General features: G+C 53.8%; 14 protein-coding genes. 8 read left to right on the top strand and 6 right to left on the bottom strand.

Translation table 11 applies throughout. From position 1 onward, the window contains the following. Nucleotides 1–62: 62 nt before the first annotated feature. The 3 genes from OGY68_RS19975 to OGY68_RS19985 all read left to right on the top strand — a co-directional run bounded on the left by OGY68_RS19975 (nucleotide 63) and on the right by OGY68_RS19985 (nucleotide 3870). Nucleotides 63–1664 (top strand): BCCT family transporter, encoded by a 1602-nt coding sequence (locus OGY68_RS19975; protein ID WP_008785019.1) that lies wholly within the window; start codon nucleotides 63–65, stop codon nucleotides 1662–1664. Nucleotides 1665–1708: 44 nt separating this feature from the next. Then, complete coding sequence (gene yeaW, locus OGY68_RS19980; RefSeq protein WP_048216199.1) at nucleotides 1709–2833, top strand: carnitine monooxygenase, oxygenase subunit YeaW; 1125 nt, start codon at nucleotides 1709–1711, stop codon at nucleotides 2831–2833. A gap of 71 nt (nucleotides 2834–2904) precedes the next feature. Further along, nucleotides 2905–3870: a PDR/VanB family oxidoreductase gene (locus tag OGY68_RS19985; RefSeq protein WP_057066801.1), complete on the top strand. Its 966-nt coding sequence runs from the start codon at nucleotides 2905–2907 to the stop codon at nucleotides 3868–3870. 49 nt (nucleotides 3871–3919) lie between these two features. Here the strand turns inward: OGY68_RS19985 and rnd are convergent, their stop codons facing one another. The 5 genes from rnd to yoaA all read right to left on the bottom strand — a co-directional run bounded on the left by rnd (nucleotide 3920) and on the right by yoaA (nucleotide 10353). Continuing rightward, nucleotides 3920–5035 (bottom strand): ribonuclease D, encoded by a 1116-nt coding sequence (gene rnd, locus OGY68_RS19990; protein WP_057066803.1) that lies wholly within the window; start codon nucleotides 5033–5035, stop codon nucleotides 3920–3922. A gap of 84 nt (nucleotides 5036–5119) precedes the next feature. Next, on the bottom strand, nucleotides 5120–6805 hold the full coding sequence (fadD, locus tag OGY68_RS19995; protein WP_125362605.1) for a long-chain-fatty-acid--CoA ligase FadD: 1686 nt from the start codon (nucleotides 6803–6805) through the stop codon (nucleotides 5120–5122). 204 nt (nucleotides 6806–7009) lie between these two features. Beyond that, a complete protein-coding gene (locus OGY68_RS20000) occupies nucleotides 7010–7594 on the bottom strand; it encodes a Slp family lipoprotein (protein WP_003020975.1) in 585 nt (194 codons plus the stop codon). A 94-nt stretch (nucleotides 7595–7688) separates the two neighbouring features. Next, nucleotides 7689–8384 (bottom strand): tRNA (adenosine(37)-N6)-threonylcarbamoyltransferase complex dimerization subunit type 1 TsaB, encoded by a 696-nt coding sequence (tsaB, locus tag OGY68_RS20005; RefSeq protein WP_057066805.1) that lies wholly within the window; start codon nucleotides 8382–8384, stop codon nucleotides 7689–7691. A gap of 58 nt (nucleotides 8385–8442) precedes the next feature. After that, on the bottom strand, nucleotides 8443–10353 hold the full coding sequence (gene yoaA, locus OGY68_RS20010) for a DNA repair helicase YoaA (RefSeq protein ID WP_032943757.1): 1911 nt from the start codon (nucleotides 10351–10353) through the stop codon (nucleotides 8443–8445). 141 nt (nucleotides 10354–10494) lie between these two features. On the opposite strand from yoaA, the gene OGY68_RS20015 reads away from it, so the two are divergent. Beyond that, nucleotides 10495–10839, top strand: coding sequence for a RidA family protein (locus tag OGY68_RS20015; protein ID WP_003020984.1), 345 nt, complete (start codon nucleotides 10495–10497; stop codon nucleotides 10837–10839). Nucleotides 10840–10845: 6 nt separating this feature from the next. On the opposite strand, the gene OGY68_RS20020 is transcribed toward OGY68_RS20015, so the two are convergent. Further along, nucleotides 10846–11025 carry a YoaH family protein gene (locus OGY68_RS20020; protein WP_003020986.1) on the bottom strand — a complete coding sequence of 60 codons (180 nt, stop codon included), beginning with the start codon at nucleotides 11023–11025 and terminating at the stop codon, nucleotides 10846–10848. A gap of 83 nt (nucleotides 11026–11108) precedes the next feature. Between OGY68_RS20020 and pabB the strand changes: the two genes are divergently transcribed. From pabB to pdeD, 4 genes are all read left to right on the top strand, one after another. Further along, complete coding sequence (gene pabB, locus OGY68_RS20025; protein WP_057066808.1) at nucleotides 11109–12470, top strand: aminodeoxychorismate synthase component 1; 1362 nt, start codon at nucleotides 11109–11111, stop codon at nucleotides 12468–12470. 3 nt (nucleotides 12471–12473) lie between these two features. After that, nucleotides 12474–13052 (top strand): CoA pyrophosphatase, encoded by a 579-nt coding sequence (locus tag OGY68_RS20030; protein WP_003020991.1) that lies wholly within the window; start codon nucleotides 12474–12476, stop codon nucleotides 13050–13052. A gap of 183 nt (nucleotides 13053–13235) precedes the next feature. After that, a complete protein-coding gene (sdaA, locus tag OGY68_RS20035; protein ID WP_003833765.1) occupies nucleotides 13236–14600 on the top strand; it encodes an L-serine ammonia-lyase in 1365 nt (454 codons plus the stop codon). A 130-nt stretch (nucleotides 14601–14730) separates the two neighbouring features. Continuing rightward, nucleotides 14731–16332 carry a cyclic di-3',5'-guanosine monophosphate phosphodiesterase PdeD gene (gene pdeD, locus OGY68_RS20040; protein ID WP_008785025.1) on the top strand — a complete coding sequence of 534 codons (1602 nt, stop codon included), beginning with the start codon at nucleotides 14731–14733 and terminating at the stop codon, nucleotides 16330–16332. Nucleotides 16333–16334: the final 2 nt, after the last annotated feature.

Here is a 16334-nt window from a genome sequence, read left to right on the forward strand (position 1 = left end):
CTACAGCATGATAACAACGACAGGCTAATGCCATACGCGGGCAACTGTGCCCAGGAGATCCCATGTTGAGCAACGTTAAGAAAAAAGACATGCCGCTGATAGCCATCAGTCTGGTGGCTATTCTTTTCATCGCCGCCACACTTAGTCTCTTCCCTCAGCAGTCTGCACAAGTCGCAAATACCCTTTTTAACGGCGTTACCCGGATGCTGGGTTCCGCCGTGCAGATCCTCGTTCTGATGGCGATGGGTCTGGTCGTCTGGCTGGCCACCAGCAAATACGGCAACATTCGTCTGGGAGAAGGAAAAGCGGAATACAGCACGCTGTCCTGGCTGTTTATGTTTATTTGTGCCGGGCTAGGATCCTCCACGCTCTACTGGGGCGTTGCTGAGTGGGCCTATTATTACCAGACCCCGGGTCTGAATATCGCTCCGCACTCGCAAAAAGCGCTGGAATACAGCTTACCCTACTCTTTTTTCCATTGGGGAATCAGCGCCTGGGCGACCTATACGCTGGCTTCATTAACCATGGCCTACCACTTTCATGTGCGGAAAAACAAAGGGCTGAGCCTGTCCGGAATAATCGCCGCTATCACCGGCGTGCATCCGCAGGGCGTCTGGGGCCGGCTGGTTGATTTGATGTTCCTGATCGCCACAGTTGGCGCGTTAACCATCTCTCTGGTTGTCACCGCCGCCACCTTTACCCGTGGTTTATCTGCTCTCACGGGTTTACCGGATAACTTCACCGTACAGGCGTTTGTTATCCTGTTCTCTGGCGGCATTTTCTGTCTGAGCTCCTGGATTGGCATCAACAACGGCTTGCAACGTCTGAGCAAAATGGTCGGCTGGGGGGCGTTTTTACTGCCGCTGCTGGTGCTGATTGTCGGCCCGACCGAGTTCATCACCAACAACATCATTAACGCCATCGGTCTGACGACACAAAACTTTTTGCAGATGAGTCTGTTCACCGACCCGCTCGGCAACGGTGAGTTCACCCGCAACTGGACGGTGTTCTATTGGCTGTGGTGGATCTCCTACACCCCTGGCGTGGCAATGTTTGTCACTCGCGTATCCCGTGGTCGCAAAATCAAAGAGGTTATCTGGGCGTTAATTCTGGGTAGTACCGTTGGCTGCTGGTTCTTCTTTGGCGTGATGGAAAGCTACTCCATTCACCAATTTGTGAACGGTGTGATCGACGTACCGCAGGTTATGGCCACGTTAGGCGGCGAAACAGCCGTACAGCAAGTGTTGATGTCGTTGCCTGCCGGGAAACTGTTCCTGGTAGCGTATCTGGCGATCATGATTATTTTTCTCGCCTCGCATATGGATGCCGTCGCCTACACCATGGCGGCCACCAGCACGCGTAACCTGCAGGAAGGGGAAGATCCGCAGCGTAGCTTACGTCTGTTCTGGTGCGTGGTCATCACCCTGATCCCATTATCAATTTTGTTCACCGGCGCGTCCCTGGAAACCATGAAGACCACGGTGGTTCTGACCGCACTTCCCTTCCTCGCCATTCTGTTGGTGAAGGTTGGCGGTTTTCTTCGCTGGGTACGGCAGGACTATGCCCACGTTCCTGCACATCAAATTGAAGGTCATCTCCCCGAAACGCCAGTGGACGTCCCCGTCGCACCACCGGCCGGGACATTACTCAAAGGCGACAATTAAGCGCCAGTAAAAAATCCTCTTACTCACAAATTAAAGGTATTCCAATGAGCAATCTGAGCCCTGAGTTTATTCTGCCGCAAAATTTCTGTGCCAACCCGCAGGACGCCTGGACTATCCCTGCCCGGTTCTATACCGACCATCAGGCCTTCGAGCACGAGCAGGAGAAAGTGTTCGCTAAGAGCTGGATTTGTGTAGCCCACAGTAGCGAACTGGCGAAACCCAATGACTATGTTACCCGGGAAGTGATTGGCGAGAACATCGTGCTGGTACGTGGTCGCGATAACGTGCTGCGCGCGTTCTACAACGTTTGCCCGCATCGTGGTCATCAGCTGTTGAGCGGCGAAGGGAAAGCGAAAAATGTGATTACCTGCCCTTACCACGCCTGGGCATTCAAGCTTGACGGTAACCTGGCGCATGCACGTAACTGCGAAAACGTTGCCAACTTCGACAGTGAGAAAGCACATCTCACCCCGGTACGGCTGGAAGAATATGCCGGATTCGTGTTTATCAACATGGATCCGAACGCGGGCAGCGTGGAAGAGCAACTCCCAGGTCTTGCAGACAAAGTTATCGAAGCCTGCCCTGATGTGCATGACCTGAAGCTGGCGGCGCGCTTTACGACCCGAACTCCAGCCAACTGGAAGAATATTGTCGATAACTATCTGGAGTGCTACCACTGCGGCCCGGCTCACCCTGGTTTTTCCGACTCGGTTCAGGTTGATCGTTACTGGCATACTATGCACGGCAACTGGACGCTACAATACGGTTTCGCCAAACCGTCAGAGCAGTCATTTAAGTTCGAAGAAGGTGTTGATGCCGCCTTCCACGGTTTCTGGCTGTGGCCGTGCACCATGCTCAACGTTACGCCAATCAAAGGCATGATGACCGTTATCTACGAATTTCCAGTGGATGCAGAAACCACGCTGCAAAACTATGACATCTACTTCACCAACGAAGATCTGACCGAAGAGCAGAAACAACTGATCGAATGGTATCGCAACGTCTTCCGCCCTGAAGATTTACGTCTGGTTGAAAGTGTCCAAAAAGGGTTGAAATCGCGCGGGTATCGCGGTCAGGGCCGCATTATGGCCGACACCAGCGGCAGCGGTATCTCCGAACATGGCATTGCCCATTTCCATAATCTGGTCGCTCAGGTGTTTCAGGAATAACCAGAGGCTGTAACGACAGGTTCCGGCGCATCGTTAAGCCGCGCCGGACAGATTTTTTAGGGAGTGCCGCAATGTCTGATTATCAAATGCAAGAAGTCCGGGTCAGCCGGATTGAGACGATTACCGCGCAGGTAAAACGCTTTACTTTAACGGCGACATCAGGCGAGCCGTTGCCCGCGTTTCAGGGTGGCAGCCATATTATCGTGCAGATGCACGATGGCGAGAATCTGTACAGCAATGCATACTCGCTGATGAGTTCACCCTTTGATACGAGCACCTGGCAAATCGCCGTACGACTGGAGGAAGCATCCAAAGGCGGCTCACGATATCTGCATCAAAACGTGAAACCCGGCGACACGCTCACGATCTCCACACCAAACAATCTGTTCGCCCTCGCTCCTCAGGCACAACAACATCTGTTGATTGCTGGAGGTATCGGCATCACACCGTTTTTATCGCATATCCCGGAGCTGGAACATTCTAAGGCGCAATGGCAACTGCATTATTGCTCTCCCAGTCAGGACAACTGCGCGTTTTATGACGAACTCCTGCAGCACCCCAGCGTCGATCGTATTCATCTGCATCTGTCAAGCGCAGGGACCCGCCTTGATTTATCTCGCCTGCTGGCCGATGTCGAACCCGGCACACATATTTACACCTGCGGGCCAGCAGTGCTCAACGATGCCGTCAGAGAAGCGGCTTCCCTCCATAGACTGGACAGCAATACGCTACATTTTGAACAATTTGCGCTGGAAGATAAAAGCGGTGATGCCTTTACCCTGATTCTGGCGCGTTCCGGACGCGAGTTTGTGGTCCCGGAAGAGATGACCATTTTGCAGGTTATCGAAAATAACAAAGCCGCGCGCGTTGAGTGCCTGTGCCGGGAAGGTGTTTGCGGCACCTGTGAAACGACGATTCTTGAAGGGGAAGCGGATCACCGCGATCAGTATTTCAGCGACGACGAAAAAGCCAGCCAGCAAAGCATGCTTATTTGCTGCTCACGCGCCAAAGGTAAGCGCCTGGTGCTTGATTTGTAGCGTTGCGCAGGCCGGGTTAGCAATGGCGCAACCCGGCGAGCCTGTTGACTTACTGCGGATATTCCTGCAGCAGCGCGTTGAGACGATCGGACATCAGTTCGCCACGCCAACCGGAAACCAACTCCGGCAGGGTCTGCTGCGGCTTTAATTTCCAGTGCCAGTTGAGTAGCTGGTTGATTTGACGGCGTGAAGCCAGCAGTTCGACGCTAAGATTATGCTCAGTACTTACCTCGGCAACCAGCGCCTTAATAGCTTTAAACGCTTTGCGGTATCCAGGCATATCCATCAAATTCAGCAGCGGCTGTGGCAGTGATTCTTCCGGTAAAGCCTGCGCTTTTTCTACCAGAGAAATCAGCGTTTTGCCGTGGAAGCGAATTTCACTACCGGAAAGGCCGAGGCTGTCCAGTTCACCCAGACTCCCTGGCATATAACGAGCGACCGCCCACAGGTGTTCTTCACGCACCACAAAGTTCACTGCCAGATCGCGCTCACGCGCTTTACGCAGTCGCCAGTCGGCAAGCAGTTGCAAGCAGGCCAACTGACGGGTACGCAGTTGCCAGGCGTTGGTGATGTCGCGCCATGCGTCTTCAGGCGCCAGAACCTCCTGGCGACGCTGCTGCATTAAGCGACATTCGTCCAGTGCGGCTGGCAGCCAGCCGCTGGCTTCAGTTTCAACCATCAGTTTTGTAGTGATCGGTAATAGATACCAGACATCAGCCGCCGCGTACTCACACTGACGCTCGGTCAGCGGTCTGGCCAGCCAGTCGGTGCGGGATTCGCTTTTGTCCAGCGCCACCCCCGTAAACTCTTCCACCATCGCGGCAAACCCCCACGACAGCGGACGACCACAAAAAGCAGCCAGAATTTGTGTATCAATCAACGGCTGCGGCAGTTCGCCAAAAGCGTTGAGAAACACTTCCAGATCTTCGCTACCTGCATGCAGGAATTTGGTGATGGCAGTATCACGCAGAATATCGCGCAGCGGCGACCAGTCGGTGATCCCCTGCGGATCAATCAGAGCAACGTGTTTGCCATCAAACAGCTGGATCAGCCCCAACTGCGGATAATAGGTACGCGTGCGAACAAATTCTGTATCCAGGGCTATCGCCGGAAATTCACGGACGGCTTCGCACAGCGTGGCCAACGCGTCGTCCGTGGTGATCATTTGATAATTCAAATCGTGCTCTCTTAGGTTTGCGCCAAAAAAAACGCCGGATTTCCCGGCGTTTTCTACTGGCTGACTTAACGCTCAGCCTTTATTGTCCACTTTGGCACGCGCTTCGTCACGTAATTCTCGTCGCAAAATTTTACCAACGTTAGATTTCGGCAACTCATCGCGAAACTCCACCAGCTTTGGTACTTTATAGCCCGTCAGGTGACGACGACAGAAAGTGACCAGTGCGTCATCGGTTAACGAGGCATCTTTCTTCACTACGAAAATTTTCACCGCTTCACCGCTGCTGCCGGACGGAACCCCAACCGCAGCCACTTCCTGCACGCCAGGGTGTTGCATAACCACGTCTTCAATTTCATTAGGGTAGACGTTAAAGCCGGACACCAGGATCATATCTTTCTTACGATCGACAATACGCAGGAAGCCTTCATCATCCATCACCGCAATATCGCCGGTGTGCAGCCAGCCGTCTTTGATGATTTCGTCAGTGGCGTCTGGTCGCTGCCAGTAGCCCAGCATCACCTGTGGACCTTTCACACACAGCTCACCCGGTTCTCCCGGCGGCACTTCGTTGTCGTCGTCGTCCACCAGCTTGACCTCAGTGGAGGGAACCGGTAAACCGATACTTCCGCTGTGGTAGTCAATATCGTGAGGGTTAACACTCACCAGCGGCGCGCACTCCGTCAGGCCATAACCTTCCAGAAGATACTGCCCCGTCAGCTTCACCCAGCGCTCAGCTACCGCTTGTTGAACCGGCATTCCGCCACCTGCCGAGAGATGCAGTGACGAGAAGTCCAGTTGCTGAAACTCTTTGTTATTTAGCAGCGCGTTAAACAGCGTATTGACGCCGGTCATCGCGGTAAACGGATACTTCGCCAGCTCTTTGACCAGTCCTGGGATATCACGCGGGTTAGTAATCAGCAGGTTTTGACCACCCAACTCAATAAACAGCAGGCAGTTCATCGTCAGCGCAAAAATGTGATACAGCGGTAGAGCCGTTACCACCAGTTCTTTGCCCGGATGCAGCAACGGGCCGTAGGTGGCGTTAACCTGCTCCAGGTTAGCCAGCATGTTGCGGTGCGTAAGCATTGCGCCTTTCGCCACGCCGGTTGTCCCGCCGGTATATTGCAGGAACGCCAGATCTTCCGACACCACTTCGGGTTTCACATACTGCATGCGATAGCCGTTTTGCAGCGCACTGCGAAACGAGATGGCATCCGGCAGGTGATATTTCGGCACCAGGCGCTTGATGTACTTCACGACAAAGTTAACCAGAGTTCCTTTGGCGGTCGACAGCTGATCGCCCATACGCGTCAGGATCACGTGTTGCACCGACGTTTTGTCGACCACTTTTTCCAGCGTGTGGGCAAAGTTGGACACGATGACAATCGCCGACGCGCCACTATCGTTGAGCTGATGTTCCAGCTCGCGAGGCGTATACAACGGGTTCACATTCACGACGATCATGCCGGCACGTAAAATCCCAAACAGTGCGACCGGATATTGCAGCAGATTCGGCATCATCAGCGCGACGCGATCGCCCTTTTTCAGCCCGAGCCCCTGTTGTAAATAAGCGGCAAACGCACGGCTACGCTCTTCAAGCTTGCGGAAGGTCATCACCTCCCCCATGTTTACAAACGCGGGCTGATCGGCATACCGTCTTACTGAGTGTTCAAAGAGTTCCACCAGGGATTGATAACGGTCAGGATTGATCTCCGCAGGAACACCAGCGGGATAACGGTTAAGCCAAACCTTTTTCAATACATCACCTCTAAAATGCGTATTCGTCGTCATCACAACCCCAGGCAATAAACAAACTGTTAACATAATATTAACTCAGCGTACCAGTTTGTTTATTACACAACGACAAGGTTGCGAAGCACGTCACTATTTATTTTTCTTATATCCACGTTAATGCAGAAACAGCGGACGAGCCGCTGTTTCTTTTACCAATAAAACAAAGAGTTACTCTGTTACTATGGTCTGAACCTGTGCCGGGCCGGGATTGTACCAGCCCCATCCGCCGTAGCCACCGTAAGGCCAGCCACGCGCACCGTAGAACCAGGGGTCGATAGGCTGAGGCGGCATGACAATCTGCTGAGTAATATGCCAGCGTTTATAACCAGTTACCTGCATCAGCATGAATTTATACGGCGTATTACCGATTTTTCCGTCCACTGTACCGCTTATCGGGCCGACGACGGTGACCAGTTGCCCGCGAAAGTCCACCGGGTCAAGGAAGCCATTTACATCAGCATATATCCGCCCACGAGAGGCTTCACCCAGCACGGGGCGTGCACCGCTATCGAGCGGAACGGTGGCAATTTCCAGACGGGATTTTCCCTGCTGGTTCTGAATATCCACCACTTTGCCGCCGAAACGCGCTTCCTGTCCGACATACAGCTGCGGCGCATTCATCACCCGCACCAGATCCTGCTGCGGCATCGGGCTCGAACCTTTAATCGCATCCGGGATGGTGACGCAGCCGCTAAGCATTAACGCTAAGGCCCCCGCCAACACACCTTTCAATAACTGCTTTTGCACCGCCATATTGTGACTCCCTTTTCTTAGCTTCTGCCCCGGCCTGTTCACAATGCTGTGCACTGACGACTGTACGTCTTAGCCGGGGTTCTACTACTAAGATTCATTCTTTACCGGGAAGTTTCTTCCACGCCACGGTGTTACGTAAATAAACCGGTTCAGCGTGTTCGACCGCTACGGTCTCACCCGCAGCCAGCATTTGCGTGGCGACGGGCAGCATGTCTTCAGCCGCTGGAAGCAGCACGTCACCATCGCTGAGCGTCAGCCCGCTGTCTTTACCAAGCTCAGGCCATGCCGGCCAGCCCGTCCCGACCGTCACCCAGTCGCCAGACAGCTGCAATAAACGCTCATGTACCTGCTCGGGGGTTAACACCGCTTCGGTTTCTTCACCGTGCCAGTTACCGTTGTCATCACGCTGGTATTCGGCCCAGTAGACTTCGCCCATTCGCGCGTCAATCGCCGCCAGCACGCGAGTCGCGCCCGACTTACGCCAGGCGCCCTGCGCCATGGTAGCCAGGGTGGAGACGCCGATCATCGGTAAGTTTGCGCCTAACGCCAGCCCCTGAGCAATGCCAATACCGATACGCACGCCGGTGAAACTGCCGGGACCGCGACCAAACGCCAGGGCGTCGATATCGGTTAACGTGAGATCGCCAGCGGCCAGGATTTCCTGAACCATCGGTAAAATTCGTTGGGTGTGTTCTCGTGGGCAAAGCTCAAAGAGAGCCTTGATAGTACCGTCATTCCACAGGGCAACAGAGCACGCCTCTGTGGCGGTATCGATAGCCAGAATTCGCATGGGTGTTTGTGATCAGATCAATAAATTTGGCGCGCATCTTACCACACTCCGTAACAAATTACTCAGTCGTTGGTATGGCAAGAAAGCGAACCGCGCGAGCGATGTCACGCGTCCGCGGCGCAGGAGGAAGACTCGCCAGGAAGGTGGCGCCGTATGGCCGCATAACCAGACGATTGTCGCAAATCACCAGCACGCCGCGATCGTCAGCATCACGTATCAGACGCCCTACACCCTGCTTCAGGGTGATTACCGCATCCGGCAACTGGACGTCTTCAAACGGATCGCCGCCGCGCAGTCGACAATCCTCCATTCGGGCTTTTAACAGCGGGTCGTCCGGCGAGGTAAATGGCAGTTTATCGATTATCACCAGCGACAGCGTATCGCCGCGCACGTCCACGCCCTCCCAGAAGCTGCTGGTGGCAACCAATAGCGCATTACCTGCGCTGACAAACTGCTGTAGCAGTTGTCCTTTGCTGGTTTCGCCCTGCAGCAGTACGGGAAGCGTCATGGTAGCGCGGAATTGTTCCGCCAGATCGCGCATCATCGCGTGCGAAGTGCACAGCATAAAACAGCGGCCGTTGTTCGCCTCGATAATAGGTCGCAGCATGGATGCTAACTGGCGTGCAGCCCCCGGCTGATTGGTTTGCGGGAGATTACGCGGCACGCACAGCAGCGCCTGGCGCGTGTAATCAAATGGGCTCGGCAGCAGCATCGACTCGGCATCTTCAATACCCAGTCGTGCAGTGAAATGATGCAGGTCATCGTTTACCGACAGCGTCGCGGAAGTAAAAATCCAGCAGCCCGGCTTTTGTTCCATCACTTCTTTGAATTTATCCGCCACCGTAAGCGGTGTCAGCGCGAGGGTAAAATGGCGGGAGGTGCATTCATACCAGTAGCTGAAGCCTGGCTGGTTGATCTCTTTCAGGCGCTTCAGACGCGCACGATAAAGCGTGGCGCGCTCAAACGCGGCATCCAGCAATGCCGAACGCCCAAGAGACAGCTTCGCCACGTCATAACACAGCTCCAGCGTGTCATCGAGCAGCAAAAACGCGCGCTGTACGCGCTGGTCGACCAGCAGTTCCCGCAGGTTTCCGCGATAGCCCGGCTCACCAAGCTGCAAGCGGAAGTCCTGAGCGCTTTGTGCAAGGCGATCGGCGCACTTTTGCAGCTGCTGAGTGTCTTTCAGCTCGGTGCGATAGGCAATGGTGATGTCTTTCGCCAGGTCTAACAGCTGGCGACTGGAGAGCGATTGACCAAAGTACTGGCTGGCGATATCCGGTAACTGATGCGCTTCATCGAAGATCATCACATCAGCTTCCGGGATCAGTTCGCCAAACCCGCTCTCTTTTACCACCATATCGGCGAGAAACAGATGATGGTTAACCACGACGACATCCGCATCCATCGCTTTTTTACGCGCTTTAACGACAAAACACTCTTTATACAGCGGGCAGTCGCTGCCCAGACAGTTGTCATTAGTGCTGGTCACCAGCGGCCAGGCCTGAGAGTCTTCCGCCACGCTGACGCAGGTGCTGATGTCCCCATCAAGGGTTTGATTTGACCAGGAGCGCAGCAGAATGACGTCGCTTAACGTTTGTACCGGCAAGTCGCCACCCGCCAGCGCCTGCTGTTCAAGACGCTCAAGGCACAGATAGTTTGAACGCCCTTTCAGCAGCGCCAGTTTACCGGTGAACTTCAGTGCTTTAGCGACGGTCGGGAGGTCGCGGCTGTATAGCTGATCCTGTAACGCCTTCGAGCCCGTGGAGACAATGACCTTCTTTCCGGCACGCAGCGCTGGGGCAAGATAAGCGTAGGTTTTACCCGTTCCGGTTCCGGCTTCTACCACCAGCGGTTGTGATTTTTCGATGGCATGACTGACGGCGATGGCCATCTGCCGCTGTGGTTCTCGCGGTTTAAAACCCGGTATCGCTTTAGCCAACTGACCGTCTGCTGCAAAATCGTCCGTCACACTGCCCCCTGTTCATTTGAACAGGGATTATGTCAGGCCAGCGGGTCTTTCGCCAGTTGAAGAGGTGACGTGGGCACAACATTATGGCAGTCTTGGCGCAACCCAAAGCTATTATGAAAAAACGTAAACGAGGAATGATTTATGACGATTGTGCGCATTGATGCCGAAGCGCGTTGGTCCGACGTGGTAATCCACAACAACACGCTGTATTACACCGGCGTGCCGGAAAATCTGGATGCAGACGCCTTTGAGCAGACGGCAAATACGCTGGCGCAAATTGATGCGGTGCTGGAAAAACAAGGCAGTAACAAGTCACGTATTCTTGATGCCACCCTGTTTTTGGCAGACAAAAACGATTTTGCCGCCATGAACAAAGCCTGGGACGCGTGGGTCGTTGCTGGCCACGCGCCGGTACGTTGTACCGTTCAGGCCGGATTGATGAACCCGAAATACAAAGTTGAGATTAAGATAATCGCTGCAGTTTAAGCGGCGTTATTCGTCTTCATCTTCAAAACGCGCCACGATCCGCTCGCCGGTATGACTGGCGCGTAACTCTTCAGCAACCAGAGCAATGGCTTGTCCGCTGCTCATCCCCTGCGACATCAGCTCCTGAATACGCTCTACCGCTTTTTGCTGCTGCTCATGACTGAGTGAAGGTAAACCTGCAAACATTGTTAACTCCTGCTAAATTGTCTGCGCTAATTATTTCATGCTACCGGGCAGTTAGCCAGTAGAGTAGCAACGAGTCAGGACTGATGAAGACGTTATCCCCCGCAGTAATCACATTACCCTGGCGTCAGGACGCCGCTGAACGCTATTTTTCAACATTAAGCCATCTGCCCTGGGCGATGCTGCTGCATTCAGGTCAAGCCGACCATCCGCATAACCGCTTTGATATTCTGGTGGCGGATCCCGTCACCACGTTGGTTACACGTGCTGAAGAGACCGTAGTGCAGGACGGGCACGCAATCACGCGCTCGCTTGATGATCCAATGACGGTATTACATTCCGCGCTAGCTGCACACAAGATTCACCCCGAGTATCACCCGGATCTGCCGTTTCAGGGCGGCGCGTTAGGTCTGTTTGGCTACGACCTTGGCCGACGCTTTGAATCTCTGCCCACTATTGCTGAGCGCGATATTACGCTACCGGATATGGCCGTTGGCATTTACGACTGGGCGCTGATTGTTGACCACAAGTTGCAGACCGTATCGCTGCTCAGCCATACCAATGTCGAGGCTCGCCTGAAATGGCTCGACGCGCAACAACCGCCAACGCGTGAGCCGTTTACATTGACCTCGGCGTGGCAGTCCAATATGAGCCGCGCCCGGTATGGCGAAAAATTCCGCCAGGTACAGGGCTATCTGCACAGCGGCGATTGTTACCAGGTCAACCTCGCGCAGCGTTTTCAAGCGCATTACGAGGGGGATGAGTGGCAGGCATTTGTCAAACTCAATCACGCTAACCGCGCCCCGTTCAGCGCGTTTATTCGTCTTGAGGAAGGCGTTATCCTCAGCCTTTCGCCAGAACGTTTTATTCTGCTGGAGAACCAGCATATCCAGACCCGTCCTATTAAAGGTACGTTGCCCAGGCTTGAAGATGCCGATGCCGATCGTGAGCAGGCCCGGCGGCTGGCGAATTCGCCGAAGGATCGTGCGGAGAACCTGATGATCGTCGATTTGATGCGTAATGATATTGGCCGCGTTGCCGTACCGGGTTCGGTACAGGTTCCGGAGCTGTTTGTCGTCGAACCGTTCCCTGCCGTTCATCATTTGGTCAGCACCATTACCGCACGTCTGCCAGAGTCATTACACGCCACCGATCTGCTACGCGCCGCCTTCCCCGGCGGCTCTATTACCGGTGCGCCGAAAGTGCGGGCGATGGAAATTATTGACGAACTGGAGCCACAAAGACGTAATGCCTGGTGCGGCAGCATCGGTTATCTGAGTTTCTGCGGCAATATGGATACCAGCATCACCATTCGCACGCTGACAGCCACAAACGGACAAATTTATTGTTCCGCTGGCGGCGGCATAGTGGCGGACAGTCAGGAAGACGCTGAATATCAGGAAACATTTGATAAAGTGAATCGTATTTTGCACCAACTGGAGAACTGAGACGTGGAATACAGCAGCCTGACGCTTGATGATTTCTTATCGCGCTTCCAACTCCTGCGCCCGCAGGTCAATCATGCCGCGTTAAACCAGCGCCAGGCCGCCGTACTGATCCCCGTCGTGCGTCGTCCACAGCCGGGGTTGTTGTTAACCCAGCGTTCCGTTCACCTGCGCAAGCACGCCGGACAGGTCGCCTTCCCCGGTGGGGCGGTGGATAGCAGTGATGCCTCGTTAATTGCCGCCGCCCTTCGCGAGGCACAGGAGGAGGTGGCGATCCCACCTTCATGCGTAGAAGTGATCGGCGTTCTGCCGCCAGTCGACAGCGTGACCGGTTTCCAGGTCACCCCAGTGGTAGGCATTATCCCGCCTAATCTGCCGTATCGTGCCAGTGAAGATGAAGTTTCAGCCGTGTTCGAAATGCCGCTGGCCCAGGCCCTGCATTTAGGTCGTTACCACCCGTTGGATATTTACCGTCGTGGCGATTCACATCGCGTATGGCTTTCCTGGTATGAGCAATATTTCGTCTGGGGAATGACTGCCGGAATAATTCGTGAGCTGGCGCTGCAAATTGGCGTCAAGCCCTGACTATACTTATCTTTACGCGCGCCATAGACAACTTGAAACTCAGGTCACAACATTAGTAAAACCGCGGTTATCTATTAGTTTAATTCATGTGAATAGTTAAGCCGATCGCCGCGTTCCCTCTTACACTATGCGCAGTTATAACATCGTTACTGGAAAGCCCAGTCGCCCTGTAGGAGTATTATCGTGATTAGTCTATTCGACATGTTTAAGGTGGGGATTGGTCCCTCATCTTCCCATACCGTAGGGCCTATGAAGGCGGGTAAACAGTTCGTCGATGACCTGGTCGAAAAAGGATTACTGGACAGCGTTACTCGTGTCGCCGTCGACGTGTATGGTTCACTGTCGCTCACGGGTAAAGGTCACCACACCGATATCGCCATTATTATGGGTCTGGCGGGCAATGAGCCTGCTACCGTGGATATTGATAGCATCCCCGGATTTATCCGCGACGTAGAAACGCGTGGACGCCTGCTGCTTGCACAGGGTCAGCACGAAGTGGATTTCCCGCAGAATGACGGGATGCGTTTTCACAACGGCAACCTGCCGCTGCATGAAAACGGAATGCAGATCCATGCGTACAATGGCGAAACCGTCATTTATAGCAAAACCTACTACTCAATCGGCGGTGGATTCATCGTTGATGAAGAACATTTTGGTCAGGATGCCGCGGGCGAGGTCAGCGTGCCTTATCCGTTCAAATCCGCGACTGAAATGCTGGAGTACTGCAATAGCACTGGCCTGTCTCTCTCTGGCATGGCGATGCAGAACGAACTTGCTCTGCACAGCAAAAAAGAGATTGAAGAGTACTTTGGCCACGTCTGGCAAACCATGCAGGCCTGTATCGATCGTGGCATGAACACCGAAGGTGTGTTGCCGGGTCCGCTGCGCGTTCCTCGGCGTGCTTCAGCTCTGCGTCGTATGCTGGTTTCCAGCGATAAGCTGTCCAACGATCCGATGAACGTGATCGACTGGGTGAACATGTTCGCGCTGGCCGTTAACGAAGAAAACGCCGCGGGCGGTCGCGTGGTGACAGCGCCAACCAACGGTGCCTGCGGTATCGTGCCTGCGGTATTGGCCTATTACGATCATTTCATCGAGTCCGTCAGCCCCGATATCTATACCCGCTATTTCCTGGCGGCCGGTGCAATTGGCGCGTTGTACAAAATGAACGCCTCAATCTCTGGTGCAGAAGTAGGTTGTCAGGGTGAAGTGGGCGTAGCCTGCTCCATGGCTGCCGCTGGTCTGGCTGAACTGTTGGGCGCGAGCCCTGAGCAGGTGTGTGTTGCTGCCGAAATCGGCATGGAACATAACCTCGGCTTAACCTGCGATCCGGTTGCCGGTCAGGTACAGGTTCCGTGCATTGAGCGTAACGCCATTGCTTCAGTGAAGGCGATCAACGCTGCGCGTATGGCAATGCGCCGTACCAGCGCGCCGCGCGTCTCGCTGGATAAAGTCATTGAGACCATGTACGAAACAGGTAAAGACATGAACGCCAAATACCGCGAAACGTCACGCGGTGGCCTGGCAATCAAAGTTCAATGTGACTAATACTTAATTTTCGCCCATCTGCGACGGATGGGCGAATTTGCCCCCTCTCCCTCGTCTACTGTAATTTTCCCCACTACACTTGCTCTGTTGCTGTTGGCTTCTGTGACCAACGGCTTATCGGGCGGCCCGCATGCAAACAGCACAACGGATCATTAAAAATTATCGCCGGAATCGCTTAATCGTTTGCACAGTATGTGCACTACTGACGCTCATCCTCACATTAACTGTTCGATTTATTTCGGAGCGTAATTTAAATCACCGAAATATCGTCACCTTTGCCAACCATGCTGTAGAAGAACTGGATGACGTACTTTTACCCTTGCAGACCGGACGTGATGTATTGCTGCCGTTAATTGGCCTCCCCTGCTCAGTGGCACGTTTACCGTTAAGCAAACATGCCGCAAGACTGCAAACGGTGCGTTCTATTAATCTGATTCAAAGCGGGATCCTCTATTGCTCCAGCATTTTTGGGTATCGCAATGTCCCCATTCGTCAACTACAGCCCGAATTACCCAGCAGGGAACCGCAACTGCTGCTGTCTACTGACCATTCGCTGATAAAAGGCAGCCCGATTCTGACGCAATGGTATCCATCCTCTGCCGATGGTGAAGATGGCGTGCTGGAAATCGTCAATATTGATTTATTGTCGTCTATGTTGCTTGAACCCCAGCCGCCGCAGATCACCGATGCCAGCTTAACCGTTGGTAATCGGCATCTACTGTATGATCAAGGTGTGGTCGATACTCTGCCTAAGCTAAATGATGAAAAACGCTACCAGCTGTCATCTCAACATTTCCCGTTTACCATTAGCGTCACCGGCCCCGGTCCCAGTGAACTGGCGATTAAACATCTGCCAACACAGCTGCCGCTGGCGGTGATCCTAAGTTTATTAGTGGGTTACCTGGCATGGCTGGCGACCGCCAGCAGAATGAGTTTTTCCTGGGAGATTAATCTGGCCCTTGCTGCTCGGGAATTCGAGCTATTTTGCCAGCCGCTGCTTAATGCGCAAACCCAGCAATGCATGGGCGTGGAGATTCTTCTACGCTGGAATAACCCACGCCAGGGTTGGATCTCTCCGGAAGTGTTTATTCCCATCGCTGAGGAGCACAACCTGATTGTGCCGCTAACCCGTCATGTCATCGCAGAAACCATTCAGCAAAGACACGTTTTCCCGATGAGCAGTCAGTTTCATATTGGGATTAATGTCGCCGCCAGCCATTTTCGTAACGGCACGCTGCTAAAAGATCTTAATCAGTACTGGTTCAGCCAGCACCCAATCCAGCAGTTGGTTATCGAACTGACCGAACGAGATGCGTTACTGGATGTGGATTATCGGGTCGTACGCGAATTAAATCGTCTTGGCGTAAAACTGGCGATTGATGATTTCGGTACCGGTAACAGCTCGCTCTCCTGGCTGGAAAAACTCCGCCCGGATGTGCTGAAGATCGATAAATCATTTACTTCGGCAATAGGAACAGACGCCGTGAACTCAACCGTCACAGACATCATTATCGCTTTGGGGAAAAAATTGAATATAGAACTGGTGGCGGAAGGCGTTGAAACCCAGGCGCAGGCTCAGCATTTGCGCCGACACGGCGTACATTTGTTGCAAGGTTTTTTGTACGCAAAGCCAATGCCGCTGCGTGATTTCCCAAAATGGCTGGCGGGCAGCACGCCGCCGCCCACCCGACATAACGGGCGACACAGTATGCCCGTCATGCCGTTTCGCTAAAC

It is taken from the genome of Citrobacter sp. Cpo065, from assembly GCF_030332805.1.
Classification (GTDB): Bacteria; Pseudomonadota; Gammaproteobacteria; order Enterobacterales; family Enterobacteriaceae; genus Citrobacter; species Citrobacter portucalensis.

Excerpts from the sequence above, each read along its gene's own strand:
- rnd (WP_057066803.1), bottom strand. The coding sequence starts at position 5,035 with ATGATCACCACGGACGACGCGTTGGCCACGCTGTGCGAAGCCGTCCGT.
- OGY68_RS20020 (WP_003020986.1), bottom strand. The coding sequence starts at position 11,025 with ATGTTTGCAGGTTTACCTTCACTCAGTCATGAGCAGCAGCAAAAAGCG.
- OGY68_RS19975 (WP_008785019.1), top strand. The coding sequence starts at position 63 with ATGTTGAGCAACGTTAAGAAAAAAGACATGCCGCTGATAGCCATCAGT.
- OGY68_RS20015 (WP_003020984.1), top strand. The coding sequence starts at position 10,495 with ATGACGATTGTGCGCATTGATGCCGAAGCGCGTTGGTCCGACGTGGTA.
- OGY68_RS19985 (WP_057066801.1), top strand. The coding sequence starts at position 2,905 with ATGTCTGATTATCAAATGCAAGAAGTCCGGGTCAGCCGGATTGAGACG.
- yeaW (WP_048216199.1), top strand. The coding sequence starts at position 1,709 with ATGAGCAATCTGAGCCCTGAGTTTATTCTGCCGCAAAATTTCTGTGCC.
- pabB (WP_057066808.1), top strand. The coding sequence starts at position 11,109 with ATGAAGACGTTATCCCCCGCAGTAATCACATTACCCTGGCGTCAGGAC.
- tsaB (WP_057066805.1), bottom strand. The coding sequence starts at position 8,384 with ATGCGAATTCTGGCTATCGATACCGCCACAGAGGCGTGCTCTGTTGCC.
- pdeD (WP_008785025.1), top strand. The coding sequence starts at position 14,731 with ATGCAAACAGCACAACGGATCATTAAAAATTATCGCCGGAATCGCTTA.
- OGY68_RS20000 (WP_003020975.1), bottom strand. The coding sequence starts at position 7,594 with ATGGCGGTGCAAAAGCAGTTATTGAAAGGTGTGTTGGCGGGGGCCTTA.